At 42.3% G+C, this 13,341-nt stretch carries 12 protein-coding genes; 2 read left to right on the top strand and 10 right to left on the bottom strand.

From position 1 onward, the window contains the following. Positions 1–345 precede the first annotated feature (345 nt). The 3 genes from MHI12_RS30190 to MHI12_RS30200 form a co-directional block, all read right to left on the bottom strand. A complete protein-coding gene (locus MHI12_RS30190) occupies positions 346–2,316 on the bottom strand; it encodes a hypothetical protein (RefSeq protein ID WP_405171174.1) in 1,971 nt (656 codons plus the stop codon). Between the two features lie 322 nt (positions 2,317–2,638). Continuing rightward, a complete protein-coding gene (locus tag MHI12_RS30195; protein WP_405171175.1) occupies positions 2,639–3,748 on the bottom strand; it encodes a hypothetical protein in 1,110 nt (369 codons plus the stop codon). Then, positions 3,745–4,257 (bottom strand): DUF4365 domain-containing protein, encoded by a 513-nt coding sequence (locus MHI12_RS30200; RefSeq protein WP_339787513.1) that lies wholly within the window; start codon positions 4,255–4,257, stop codon positions 3,745–3,747. Before MHI12_RS30200 ends, MHI12_RS30195 begins: the two co-directional genes overlap by 4 nt. A gap of 497 nt (positions 4,258–4,754) precedes the next feature. On the opposite strand from MHI12_RS30200, the gene MHI12_RS30205 reads away from it, so the two are divergent. Next, complete coding sequence (locus MHI12_RS30205) at positions 4,755–5,612, top strand: hypothetical protein (protein ID WP_405171176.1); 858 nt, start codon at positions 4,755–4,757, stop codon at positions 5,610–5,612. Between the two features lie 41 nt (positions 5,613–5,653). Here the strand turns inward: MHI12_RS30205 and rlmH are convergent, their stop codons facing one another. From rlmH to MHI12_RS30230, 5 genes are all read right to left on the bottom strand, one after another. Beyond that, positions 5,654–6,133 (bottom strand): 23S rRNA (pseudouridine(1915)-N(3))-methyltransferase RlmH, encoded by a 480-nt coding sequence (gene rlmH, locus MHI12_RS30210; RefSeq protein ID WP_017691463.1) that lies wholly within the window; start codon positions 6,131–6,133, stop codon positions 5,654–5,656. A 676-nt stretch (positions 6,134–6,809) separates the two neighbouring features. Beyond that, entirely contained in the window at positions 6,810–6,977 is a 168-nt protein-coding gene (locus MHI12_RS30215; protein ID WP_017691462.1) for a CxxH/CxxC protein, read from the bottom strand. A gap of 206 nt (positions 6,978–7,183) precedes the next feature. After that, entirely contained in the window at positions 7,184–8,149 is a 966-nt protein-coding gene (locus MHI12_RS30220; protein ID WP_339787509.1) for an MBL fold metallo-hydrolase, read from the bottom strand. Positions 8,150–8,523: 374 nt separating this feature from the next. Further along, positions 8,524–9,048, bottom strand: a complete 525-nt coding sequence (locus tag MHI12_RS30225) for a hypothetical protein (RefSeq protein WP_405171177.1) — start codon at positions 9,046–9,048, stop codon at positions 8,524–8,526. A 316-nt stretch (positions 9,049–9,364) separates the two neighbouring features. Beyond that, positions 9,365–10,639: a S1C family serine protease gene (locus MHI12_RS30230; protein ID WP_405171178.1), complete on the bottom strand. Its 1,275-nt coding sequence runs from the start codon at positions 10,637–10,639 to the stop codon at positions 9,365–9,367. A 716-nt stretch (positions 10,640–11,355) separates the two neighbouring features. Here MHI12_RS30230 and MHI12_RS30235 point away from each other — a divergent pair. Beyond that, the gene (locus tag MHI12_RS30235) at positions 11,356–11,568 is read left to right on the top strand and encodes a hypothetical protein (protein WP_036611899.1); all 213 of its coding nucleotides are present in this window, start codon (positions 11,356–11,358) and stop codon (positions 11,566–11,568) included. On the opposite strand, the gene MHI12_RS30240 is transcribed toward MHI12_RS30235, so the two are convergent. Next, positions 11,537–12,343, bottom strand: a complete 807-nt coding sequence (locus MHI12_RS30240; protein WP_036671861.1) for an MBL fold metallo-hydrolase — start codon at positions 12,341–12,343, stop codon at positions 11,537–11,539. The two genes, MHI12_RS30235 and MHI12_RS30240, sit on opposite strands and share 32 nt — an antisense overlap. Before the next feature lie 6 nt (positions 12,344–12,349). Next, positions 12,350–13,093, bottom strand: a complete 744-nt coding sequence (yycI, locus tag MHI12_RS30245; RefSeq protein WP_036612041.1) for a two-component system regulatory protein YycI — start codon at positions 13,091–13,093, stop codon at positions 12,350–12,352. Positions 13,094–13,341 lie beyond the last annotated feature (248 nt).

Consider the following 13,341-nt stretch of genomic DNA (forward strand, 5'->3'; position numbering starts at 1 on the left):
TTTTTTGATTTCTTTTTTTCATTTATAAGTATAATTTCCAAATACATAAAAATGCAATTTACATTTGTATATTATGCACACACTCATATAAGATAAAAGGCAGCGATCATTAATGCTTATCAAAGCCAGTAGCTTCAGTCAGTCCCTTCTTACTAAAATGATGCCTACTAAGAGATGAACCGCTTTGAGGAATGACTGCTTTGCAATTCCTTATGTCCCAAAGAACTTTTCGTTCCTATCTGCTGAGAAATCAAAAATTTCGCCCTATTTCTTTCATTGTATCTAATTCATGTCTCTTTACCACTAAAATTAGAGACGTCGGTTAAGTCCGGACGTCTCTAATTTTTAATCTTCGTATTTATCCACTTGTTTTTGTTGAGCTGTAATCGGATCATTTAGAAATTCTATTAGTTCTTCCAGTATGATCAAGTCCATTTCTCTTTGACCTGTTGTGACATTTGTCATAACATGCGTTAAACCGTGATATTGACGTAAATCAGTATTGTTTTTATCCAATAACGAAGTTATCTTGTAATTCCCTACATAAAAATCTCCGGTTTCCCAGACAACAACAAGTCCTATATCATTTGAATTTTTAGAACTGTCTTGAATATTTTCAATTAATCCATCCAATGAAAATTTATATTCCAAAATTTTAGGGCTTGATATAAACGGAATTTCATTAATGCTTTCTAAAGTTTCATCAAAAACGCCTAGTGGATTAGTTTCCTGATTGTAAATATGGTAATCTGTAGGCTCTGTGACAATAATTCTATACAGCCCATCGTAGGTAAAACGCTCATTAGTTGACATTATTCTAACCCCACGAATAACTCCACCAGCTAAAAGCTGATTAAACAAAGCTATTACATCTTGCTCTCTTGTAGGTTTAGATGTTATTGAAATTGTTTTGGTCGGTAAGAAGAAATGCTCATTAATCAACTTCAGTGGATTTTCCAATTCATACTGAGCCATGTCCCTCTTCCAGTCTTCCACCCTTTTTTCTCTTAGAAGATCGGGTGCTGCCCCAGTGTTGGATTTCAAGGTAAACCCCACCCGCTGTAGCGGTCCTTCAATTAGTTTTCTTGAAATTTCCTTGGCGAACTCTACAATTTCACTTTGAAATCCCTTTCTTCCCAGATCAGGACTACAATTATCAAAATGTATCACTACATGTACCTGGTTTTGTCGCCCTATATATCTTTTTAAAGGAATTTGAATTATTTCGCCTTGAGGCATATTATTGGCTGCAATTTGGATTCCTCCATACATTATCCTATAGTTATTTCGCAAGCCAAGTGATTCATTTATTTTATCCCAGGTTTTCGTTGTGAATGTATACGCAATGTAAACATTGGGAAGATATTTATTGCATATATCCATGGCTTCATCATCAGCCTCTAGATTTGTGAGTTCAACTATTTTTTCTGTGTCCCAAAAATCATAAATGATATCCAAGTCTTTATATGCTGAGGGAAGCCTATTTGTATCTTTTCCTTTTAAGAACAAATCTGCTCTTTTGTTCTCTATATCAGTGTAAGAAGCAGACTTTCTTACAACCAAATGTGGCCAAAGATATTTTATACCTCTTATTTGCTTTTCAGTCTGGACACCAGCCTTGGAAATGACTTTTATACTCACATCAATATCTTTATTTTGAATAAATGCTCCAATGCCCGTCTTAATTGAGAGTATTTGAAACCACGCTTCTGCTGTATCAGCTTTTAACCAACTAAGATCCTTAGGATGTGTTTGTTTATCAAATTTCAAACAAACAGAGACACCTCTATCTATTTCATTGAAATATTTATCTGTTGCACCAGCTTCATCATATTTCACTACTGGATTTCCCGAAGGGCTTTCATCATGTAACCATTTCCGGGCGTCAAGGATTTTCCCCACTGCGTAATAATCTTCTGTTTTTGTGCATACTTGCAAGTAATTAAACCCATATGCTAAGTAAGTAGCACCTACACCTTTATGCCCTCTAGTTTTACCTGATTTAAATGAAAAATCAGGAGCTAGAAATGATTTATACTTTTGCTCATCTAATCCTATTCCATTATCAGTAACAATCAACCGATTCTTCTGTATGTCTATGGTTATAAATACTGAGGGTACATATTTACTATCTTCCTGCTCAGACCGCTCTTCTACGGAATCTAGAGCATTTTGAATAGTTTCTGCAAATGGATCAAACCAACCGACATAAGATGCTAAAATATTAAGTATTTCTCTCTTTACTGATCTCAATGCGACATCAGAGTTCACAATATGTTTTGCCTCTAATGGATCAAAGGGATTAAACTTTATCATGTTACCCTCCTACGTTCAAAAATTGTATTCTCAGTATAACCAGATTTAGATTATTATTTACCTCTCCATTAAAGGCAGTTATCTATCGATGAGGACAAATTAACTCTGAGATTTTTCAAAAACCGAAGGGGTACCTGTAAACTTAATTAAAAATGTTGAACAAACGATCATATTTGAGAAATGGTTTGAAATCTCAAATATTAATTACAGCTGGAGAGATGGCCGAAATCTTATAATAGAAAAGGGTTAAGTTGTTAATGAATATACTGAAGTTCTTATTCACCTCAAATTTACATTCTTTTAAACCCTCAATTATTTTATCCTATTCCAATATTACAATTTTAGAGATATCCACCATCTTCCATGTGTTTCCTTTCTTGAATAGTTTTCCTGAAGCCTTTATTGGTGCTCCTATACCGTGTGCCTCGTAGGCGATAGCATAGTTTTGTTTATTTAAGTCTAATTTTACAAGGATTTTCTTTCCGTTCATATCGTGTCTTACAGTAGCTTGTCTTGAAAATTCTTCATCACTCATTGGATTTTTATTAGAATGCAATGTTACTATGTTTCCATATATAGTATCGTAATAAGGTTCAATTTTGTTTAACTCATATGCCGCATACTCTAACACCTCATATGAAGCCCTTGAAAGAACCCATTCATTGTTAACCGATATATCTTCTGAAACTTCAAACTTTGGACTCCATTCCACATTTATCCCAATATTAATTGATTTATTTGATGAAAGTTCAAGTAATGATTCACACATTCTAGAGTTAAAGGCTGTTTCGAAGTTATTAACTAAAATATCACCATCATTCTCTTGTACAGATTGGCTTAGTAATTCTATACCGCGAATAATCCTTTCCATTACTTTACGTTCAAAGGGTATGGCCTTCAAGTCTTCAAACATTTCAATTTGAACATATTCATCAATTATGGGTGAGTTAATAGCTAGACCAAAACTCCCCTCAAATGTATGCCCGAACCGACATAATTCACCATGTTTTATCCCTACTTGGAGTGGTTTCTCGAAAGATGGAAGGCTAACTTGTTCAGAACATGCTCCATACACAAACAAATCTCTTAAAGATTTTAAAGAATCAACAGCATATGGTAATGGTATACTATTTGTATACTCACCAGTATTCAGAACCCGCACCTTAAAAATATCATGACTCATTAACCGCACTTCATCAATAACCTTTTGAATGCTTACGCCCCTTAACGAAGCAACTATACGAAGTACATCATCTACCCTTCTATTATAATCTATGTAGCCTTCATTTTTCGGAACACCTACTTCTATTGGTATACCAGAATCACTTGTCGGTCCTTTAAAAAGGATAATTTTTTGGTTCGGATGATCACTAGATGTCCACTCATTTTCTCTAAGATATCTAATTAAGTTTACTAATGGTATTTTACTCATTTCAAAACACCTACTCTAGCATCTTCTATTAAAGTCCTTACTGCATCAGGTGTTAGAACATTATCTCTGGGAATTCGTATTCTAGTGGTTTTTTTATTCTGAGTCATTTCTCCTTTTACATAAAAGAAATACCCACACTTCCTGAGCTTGAGTTCGTCTTCAGTTAGAGATATCCACTCACTTGAATCTTTGGGCAAGCATAGTACTACTAGTAAACATGGGGTTGAACTTGCGGTATGTCTATAAACTAACTTATTATAAGCATCGACTTCTATATCGTATACAATAAAAGACCCATCAACTTTCCAATTAATTGTTGATTTCAGTTGGAAATCAAAAGATACCCCCATATCCATTAGTAGACCATTAAATTTATCAATACGCCGAACGCAAACATCCACTCCGTAGTCTCGTGAAACTATATCAAATGAAGCGCCAGCTTTCGCAACTACAGCACTAACGTAAGAAACAGATAAAGACTCCTCGATACTCTGGACACTTACTGTCATGTCACTCCCCCCAATTCCACGTAGATAATAAGGCAAAATATTCAATCTCTTGTAGTTATAGTCCGGTTTCTTATACTTTGCTTCGGAATATAAACATAATTATGTAATTTTTCAGTATTGAATACAATCATATTTGTCCCCACAACAAAATTCGAGCGAATTCGACATATTATTGATGCCAAATTTATTATTATCGACTCACACTTTTTGATCCATTAAGTCCCCGCTTTTTAGAGTTTAAAAACTCAGGAAAAATGTGTTCCTCCTACCTGATCTCTCTCAACAATGGATTTGAAGCATTCGCATATATGAATTGAAACAATACAAAAGGGAACATTCGATTCAAAACAAATAGGGGAGATATTGAACGTATAGAGTATCGAACCGATGAACAAAAAAAACGGTCAATTGATTTTCAAAAAATCATAAATTATTTTAACATTTTTTGTGAAATAAATGTTTCTAACATCGATGGAGCTGAAAGAGGCATCTACCGGGTGACGAGTTCTATTGATAAAAGTTTACGATTGAAGAAACTTAAAAGCTCTATAAAAATCAGTTCGTCAAAACTTAAACACATCTACATTGTTTATGCTGCATCAGAGATAAGACTTATTGATTACATTAATAATATGCAGAACTTCATAGTAACATTTTCTGAATTTGATATTGTTTATACAAACATAAAGTTGTTTAAAGACAGTAAACTACTTGCAAATTTAGAATCTTTTATTGATGTTTTTGAAGAATACTCCGCGCTAGAAGGTACTCTCTCAGAAAAAGGAAACATTGCATCGCATATGACTCGCTTTGAAAGTAATACTCTTTTTGATTTTGTAGATTCCGTTCTAGCAGTTAACGCAGACTACCTATTTTGTGATGATCTTGGAAATGAATTCGCTGATTTTATTTCAATAGATAATCAAAAGAAAGTAAGTTTTTATCATGCAAAGCATGCATCATCGCAATTTTCAGCTAGCGACTTCCAAGTTGTAATTGGTCAAGCATTAAAAAATATAGGAAACATGACTCCATCCACTGCACAACTTGAACAAAAAAGAACCCGTTGGAGCTCTCATTACACTGGATCAGGTATTGAAATGATGCGAAAAGGAGATAGCGTAGAGAATGGAATTACAAGCTTTACAAAAACTCTGAATCATCCTAATACAACTAATTACATCTATATAGTAGTAAATTATATCTCAAAAAATAGAGTTCTATCTGAACTCAATGAGCTACGGAAGGGGGGTAACACTTCGGCACAAACTATACAACTGTTTTGGCTACTATCATCCTTTATTTCTACATGTAGAGAGTTAGGTTCCCAAGCTCACATAACATGCAAACCTTAAAAAGTATACACCCCAAGAAACTCCAGGCGCAAAATTTCGCCCTACTTGTGGTAGGGTTCACCCCGATTAATCTTCACCGCACGATAAATCTGCTCCACCAGCACCAGCCGCATAAGCTGATGCGGCAGGGTCATGCGCCCGAAGCTCAAGCGCTGCTTCGCGCGGCGCAACACCTCATCGGAAAGCCCGTGGCTTCCTCCGATGACAAACACGACATGGCTCGTCCCATATGTGCCGAGCTTGTCGATCTCCAATGCCAGCTCTTCAGAACTCCAGAGCTGGCCATCCAATGCGAGCGCGACGACATGCGCCTCGCTCTTCACATGCGCGAGGATGCGTTCGCCCTCGCGCTCTTTCACCGCCCGAACCTCAGCTTCGCTCAGGGTATCGGGCGCCTTTTCGTCTGCGACCTCGATCATCTGAAACTTGATGTACGGGGCGAGACGCTTGGCATATTCCTGAATACCCAGCGTGAGATATTTTTCCTTCAATTTGCCTACGCCAATAATCTGAATAAACATATCAATCCATTCCTCCTAAATTGTCTTGCGAGATTTCCTATAAGTAAGATGCTTCATCGCATCGTTCGTTCCAACTGTATTACCTATACTACACATTTCTCCAAATTCTAATGAACCCCACACACCTTATTCAGCCCCATTTCGGCTCCTTTAAAATCTAACGAATCTGAAACACGCTATCCCAGTTAAAACAAGCGTTTCCCACCTATTTCCAGGCCATTTCAGTAAGATAACGTGTCTACGATTCGTTAGATTTCAACCAGGCGGTGTTTGCCCCGAATAAGGTCTGTCAGGTTCTTTAGAGTTACTCCGCCCAACCCAGCCACGCCACCGTCCCTACCGACATCGCTGTCACCCAAATTCTACTTTCTCCATGCCTCAGCAGCTTCCATTCTATTACCTACACACCTTGCACCTTTTCTACAAACTAGCTCACTCCCAACTCGGAACTCCGCACCTAACTAACTTTACCTATTACTCTCCCCTACTCCACCGTCATCCCCCACAATCCTCGCCAACGCCACGCTGCCTAACAACCACTCATTCCCCCATAAACACAAAAAGAGCGCTCATCACGCTCTCCTTGGCTTCTTGCTGCGATGTTCATACCGGATGGAAAGTCAGCCCGAAGCGCCACCTTAAGTCACGCCTCCGGCCATCTAAGTCCTACAGTACGCTAAACGACGAGAAATTCCGCATGCTGTTCGCACTCGGCGCACTTCGCAGGCGGGTCCCAATCGGCAAATTCCGTCTCCTTCAGATCAACGATATCTGGAGCGTCCTCATACTCATCGACAAACATGTCGATGGCAATGTCCACGTGTTCTTTGCATACAACGTACATCCGTTAAGCATCCTTTCTGTAACCAGCTATGTTCCCGATTCACAACCGCTTATCCCATTACAGGATAGCCACTTCTCAGTTCTATCACACCTGCCGCCGAAAAGAAACCCCTACACGCCTAATGACAGCAAAAACATCCCTCCCACTTAACAGGATAAGGATGTTTGCCTTTTACTTATACCGTTTCTAGAAGTCCATTGTTATACTTAAGGCCAAGAAATTTCGCCTTTAATTACCTGAGCGCTCGTCTCCAGATCGCCTGTATTCTTAAAGTCCGGATATGCTTTTTCCATGGCTGCAATCAGTTCTTTTGAATCTTTGGCTGCTTCTACCTCTGCTTCAAATTTAGCAATATAATCACGGGTGAACGTAACACTCGATATATCCCCGGCACTGGTACCCAGGTAATGACCTGGAATCACTCGCTCTGGATTCAATGCAATAATTTGGTCCAGCAGTTGGCGCCAGTAGTCACGGCTCTCTGGCGTTTGGTTATCTGCGATCCAGACGTGCGAATTTTCATAGACAGGAACGCCACCCAGAACAGTTTTAATGGAAGGAATCCACAGGAACGTATGGGACGGATCGGAACCTTCTAGACCGATAATCTCTACGGTTTCTCCATCTAAGGTCAATTGAGCACCGTCAAGAACGTCCGGAACAATCTGTGCAGTTGGTGCATTTTCTTTCAGAATCGGATTCCAATATTCATTCTTCACTTGAATTGTTTCCTTGATTCCTTCCACCGTTGCTGGAGTCGCAACGATTTTTGCATCAGGGAACGCCTCACGGATTACCGATAGACCGAAGTAATAGTCCGGGTCCTTGTGGCTGATATATACGGTGGTCAGTTTTTTACCCGTTTCTTTAATCATTTTGACCAATTGCTCGGCATCATTCTTTTGGAACTGCGCATCAACGAGCACGATTTCAGTTGGACCTTCAATCAGGTTTGATGAAACGCCAAAAATGCTGTTTTCCCCAGGATTATAGGTGGTCACTTTCAGCTCTACCGCTGGTGTGTTTGTTTCCTCGCTCTTTGTATTTCCAGCACTAGCAGCATTTGAGTCTTCCGCATTTTCGGCTTTACTTGCTGTACCCGCACAAGCACTCAGAATTAACATGAAACATAGAGCGAGCATAACGCCCATTGATGATTTTTTAGTAAACATTGAATTGATCTTCCTCTCTTTATGTCGCTGCCATTCATCCATATCAATGCATCTAGCAGCCAATTCCGTTGATTTCTTAAACCATCCTATAGTCTGGTTGTACAATTGCTTCGACTTAATCCCCCTTCAAATCATTATATGTAACCACTACAGTTACAACTTATATAATGTAATCATTATAGTTACAACTAACTGCGAATGTCAAGTTATTTATTCAAAAAATCTACTTCTAATAACTTTTCCGTTACTCACAAACTTTATAAAAACAACAAAAAAACCAACCAGAATTTTCTGATTGGCCCCCATTTAACTTCCCCTAACCCTGCAGTACGCTTTATTCCAAAGATTCAGACTCTTCGTGTCCAATACTCATTTTAATTCAATCCCGACTGCGCCTTCGTCAACAGCTTCCCACCTTGAAAAGCAATAACCGCATTGGCACCATTGCCGGCTGTGCCTTTATAGTTGTAAACCACCATATTCTCCGCTTCACTCAGCGCTTCACCTTCACCGCCAAGGATCTCGATGACATCTTCCACCGACATGCCAACCTCAAGTTTCTCATACTGGGCAAATGTAATCAGCACCCCATCGCCTTTCCCGGCCGATCCATTGTTTCCCGATGCTACAGGCGTTTGACCACCTGTCTCACCTACCGCAATCACATTTGTACTCAGCTCACTCAACTTAGCCTCAAGCTCTGCGATCTTTTGTTCCTGCTCACTGCTCTTGGCTCCCTGCTCCACCAGTTTCTTCTCAAGTCCAGCAATCTTCTCTTGCAGAGCACTTGTATCCACAGCAGCTCCTGTTGTAGCTACCTCAGATCCACAGGCAGACAGCATAAACAGGGACAGCGCCAAGCTCGTTCCCCCAAGCATCTTTTTCCTCAATCGTTTCATTATTAATACCCCTTCCATTCTGAAATAAAATTAGATCGACAAACAGATGTTATTTGCATCAGCGACCGTCTCCAACATATTGACAACAGTTTACCACAGCCCGAGTCTTATGTATCTGCTCCTTTGGCTCCGGGTCTAACTGATCATAGGAACATAAAAATGGTCAATCTACTCATTTAATGTCGAACGAACTAGTCCACCCCTAGAATAATACTGAACCAACAACTAAAAAAGAGTGGTCAGTTGATCTGATCACTCTTCTAGCATTGCCCTATTACAATCCAAACAACAGCATAAGCTCCGTTCGAAACTTCCCTTACTCCGGCTTATCTGTCAGCTTCACCGATACCTTCTCAGCTTTGCCATCCCGATAGAAGGTCACTTCAATCGTATCCCCAATCTTCTTCTGATCGTACAGATACTTCCGCAGATCCAGCGTGGAGGTAATTTTTTGCCCATCAAATTCCGTAATGACATCATTCAGCTTCATGCCCGCATCAGATGCCGGACCGGATGCTTCCAGCACAACCACACCGCTGTCCACGTGAGATGGCAGCTTCAGATCCTTGCGCTGCTCGTCATCCAGTGGCGCATAAGGGTTGCTCAGATCGACCGTGTACACGCCCAGGTATGGACGAGATACTTTGCCGTTCAGTAGCAGGGAATCTACCGTTTTCATCACTTCGTTCATCGGAATCGCGAAGCCGAGACCTTCAACGCCCGTATCCGAGATCTTCATCGTGTTGATGCCGACCACTTTGCCGTTCAAATCGACCAAAGCACCGCCGCTATTACCTTCATTAATCGCCGCATCCGTCTGGATTACATTTTGTTCCCAGTCGTACACCCCGTCCTGATTAATCGATACAGGCAGAATACGATCCGTGTAACTGACAATACCGGATGTCAGCGTACCACCCAGACCGAGCGGGTTACCGATCGCCAGCACCGTTTGACCGCGCTGAAGTTTACTGGAATCGCCGATCTCCGCCACTGCACCCAGCCCTTTGTCTTCTGCGGATAGTACAGCTATGTCGCTCACACGGTCCTTGCCGACCAACTTCGCTTTATGTGTCTCCCCGTCTACGGTCACAATCTCCAGATCACTCGCACCCTCCACGACGTGGTGGTTGGTCATGATGTAGGCCTTGCCATCTTCCTTTTTGAAAATGACCCCTGAGCCCAGCGCCGAATCTTCCATCGACAGACTGCTACCCGTTTTATGGTTCACAATGCTCACCACGGAAGGACGAACATGGGCTGCTGCCTGGATAATCCGATCGTATGGATCAGCTGCCTGCGCTGTCTGTGCACCGCCTCCACCATTACCCGTAGCATTAGCCAGCGGTAACGAAGCGGGCTGTGTGATGAAGCTAAACAGCAGGACGGTCACGATGGAGCTGATCACCGAGCTGATCACAGCTACTTTCACTGTGGAACTGATTCCCGTACGCGATCTGCGCGGATTGCTCCAGCGGTCACGTCCACGTGCCCTGCCTCCAGGGCGAATGATCTGAAGTTTGCCTTTCTGTTCAGGTTCGGCGCGTCTTGATACTTTGGTTGAATAAAAATCGTCTCCAAACAATCCCATCGTGATCCTCTCCCCTTCGTTGTCACGCATCAAGACCCTGACTGCCGCCTAAGTTGTCGCATGGTTCAACGATGGAGTTCTCACTTACACCACTCCGCCAACAGACGAACCTTCCGATCGCTGTTACTCACAAATTTTTTTGATCCCCTCTTCCAAGGTGAAAATTTGTTCCTAAAGGCGAACACTCTGTTTCTTCAGGTTTCTTCTGTCGTCTTCGTTACGTGAAGACTCCAACGGTTTCCCATGCTTTTTTGCATTATTATAAAATGGTCTTGCATATCGCCGCATCCTGGCATCAAATCAAGATACAGCGTCTATGTACAACAGAACGGACACGCCATTCTGTCAGTGACTCTATCAATCATGCTCTCGCATTCTATGACATGCCATTTCACACGCAAAACAGCCAAAATCACAATGCTCCTCATATACTAAACACGCCAAATCCCAAAAAGTTGCATAATTACGAAAATTAACGCAAATTTCCGCTATAACGCGCTTAACAATAAAGGTCCATAGTATCTATCACCACAAAATCCGGTCCGCTAAGCGCCGTTTTGGCCATTTTGAAGAACTTTTTCTCCCATGCATAGCCACAGGTTCAGCATACACGCCTCGTCTAACAAATTATAGCGGCAAAAAGAGGAATGTTTTCCACCCAGCCTGACTACAATAATAGTAAAAGACAATTCGAAGCTTCATAGAGGAGGATATATATGGATCGCACGCGTACACTCACAGCCATGGATGAAGTTCATATGGCGGCCAAGCTGGCCGATCTCAAGGAAGAACACTATCGCAATACCCTTGCACTCAGCACCATCATTGAACTGCTTATTGATAAAGGCATCCTAACCCGCGAGGAAGTCGAGCGCAAAGCCGCCGAACTGGACAGCTTTATGGCTCACCCACCCTATCCCATGGCGTAGGACGGTCGTAATACGTATCACAGAGTTTGAACTCATGATCCCGATAAAAACATCCACGGCTCTCCATCGCGTCGCGCACCGACATTTTTGCCAAGTCCATCATATTATGATCTCGGCTAAGATGTGCCAGATACGTGCGCTTGATGCGTCCGTTCATCAGTTCACTAAGCGCTGCCCCTGCTGCTTCGTTCGACAAATGCCCAATGTCACTCAGAATCCGGCGCTTGGTGTTCCATGGATAACGCCCCATACGCAGCAATTCGACATCATGATTCGCCTCCAGCACCAGCACGTCAGAATCGGAGATTGCATCGCGAACCTTGTCGCTCATGTACCCGAGATCCGTTGCAACAGATAGCTTCTCCGTACCATCATCAAATGTGTACCCTACCGGCTCAGCTGCATCATGCGAGATCCCGAAGGATTCCACGCGCAGTGACCCAAAATCATGTTTTTCACCTGTCTCAAATACCCTCCGGTTTTCCTCTGGAATCGCCCCAACCGACTTCTCCAGTGCCGCCCACGTATTCAGATTCGCGTAGATTGGTAAATTATATTTCCGAGACATCGCGCCTAGTCCTTTAATGTGGTCGGAATGTTCATGTGTAACCAGAATCCCGTCCAATTCTGCCCCAGAAATCTCCCTTTCCTGAAACAGTGCATCCAATCGCTTCGCACTAAGACCCGCGTCAATCATGAGAGAGGTACCCCCATGCTGTATGACTGTGGCATTACCTGTCGAACCGCTGGATAACACGGTAAAATATATCCCCATAACGCATTACTCCCCTGGTTTGTCTGTCTTGGGACTGAATACATCCCCACTGATGCCCTGCACGTACAACACTTCGCCACTTTCCAGCACGAACCGCCATGCCGGCATCGCTACCTGTATATCTGAATTGAACAACTGGCCGTAATAGCCCAGCTGAATATCTTTGACAATTGCATCATTTGGCAAAAAGTTCTCGATCAGCGTACCCAGCGCCTTCGACGCCGGAAGCACCTGCTGATCGCTCTCCTCTGCGGTTGTGATCCGCACTGGAGTTTGACGATAACCCGTTATTTTCTGGTCGCTGTAGAATAGCTCCAGACTCACATTGAAGAGCGGCCATTTGCCATCCACCAGTGGATGAAGTACAAAAGCCCCGTCCTCGGCCATCAGCTGATCCAGCCGGTATGTCCCGATCTGTGGAATCTCACGCTCTAATGCATCTTCCAGCTCGCTCTGCGAGAAGATTAACTTGCTATCTACAGGCTGTTCCAGTTCCATATCCACGCCAGCCTTGTCCTCTTCAATGAACTCATAGGACAACTTTGGCAGCTTCGGCGTTTCATTCGGAATCGGAGCCAGCACCTGAATGCCCTTCTCTTCCATCGCCTGCTGTGTATTATCTGCCAGTGAGGTGAAGTCCAGATTGGCTCCGGCCGTCTCTCGCGCATCCATCCAGATCTGGTATCCCAGCACCAGATTGAGCAGCAGAAAGGCATAGATCAACACATTTTTCGCCCGTCCCCAATCCAAAACATTCCCCCCCTAACTTAGCTGCTTGCAATACTTTCTCAAGTTGCCTACACCTTCCACCGTAACTGGCCGTTTATAGCCTTTGAACTTAAAGCTATACGATAACGGAGAGGGCAGAAATAACCTGAAGAAGCGGAGCGTTCGCCTTTACCACCAGATTTCTCCCGTGTTAAAAGGGAATTCAAGAAATCTGGGGGTAACAGCGATCGGAAGGTTATTCTGCACGCGTAGTGATAAAGTACAGCTAC

The sequence above is a fragment of the Paenibacillus sp. FSL H8-0280 genome, assembly GCF_045040665.1.
GTDB lineage: Bacteria > Bacillota > Bacilli > Paenibacillales > Paenibacillaceae > Paenibacillus > Paenibacillus xylanexedens_A.

Coding starts and splice junctions, on each gene's coding strand:
- MHI12_RS30190 (WP_405171174.1), bottom strand. CDS start 2,316: ATGATAAAGTTTAATCCCTTTGATCCATTAGAGGCAAAACATATTGTG.
- MHI12_RS30215 (WP_017691462.1), bottom strand. CDS start 6,977: ATGTACGTTGTATGCAAAGAACACGTGGACATTGCCATCGACATGTTT.
- MHI12_RS30200 (WP_339787513.1), bottom strand. CDS start 4,257: ATGACAGTAAGTGTCCAGAGTATCGAGGAGTCTTTATCTGTTTCTTAC.
- MHI12_RS30220 (WP_339787509.1), bottom strand. CDS start 8,149: ATGTTTACTAAAAAATCATCAATGGGCGTTATGCTCGCTCTATGTTTC.
- rlmH (WP_017691463.1), bottom strand. CDS start 6,133: ATGTTTATTCAGATTATTGGCGTAGGCAAATTGAAGGAAAAATATCTC.
- MHI12_RS30230 (WP_405171178.1), bottom strand. CDS start 10,639: ATGGGATTGTTTGGAGACGATTTTTATTCAACCAAAGTATCAAGACGC.
- MHI12_RS30235 (WP_036611899.1), top strand. CDS start 11,356: ATGGATCGCACGCGTACACTCACAGCCATGGATGAAGTTCATATGGCG.
- MHI12_RS30225 (WP_405171177.1), bottom strand. CDS start 9,048: ATGAAACGATTGAGGAAAAAGATGCTTGGGGGAACGAGCTTGGCGCTG.
- MHI12_RS30240 (WP_036671861.1), bottom strand. CDS start 12,343: ATGGGGATATATTTTACCGTGTTATCCAGCGGTTCGACAGGTAATGCC.
- MHI12_RS30195 (WP_405171175.1), bottom strand. CDS start 3,748: ATGAGTAAAATACCATTAGTAAACTTAATTAGATATCTTAGAGAAAAT.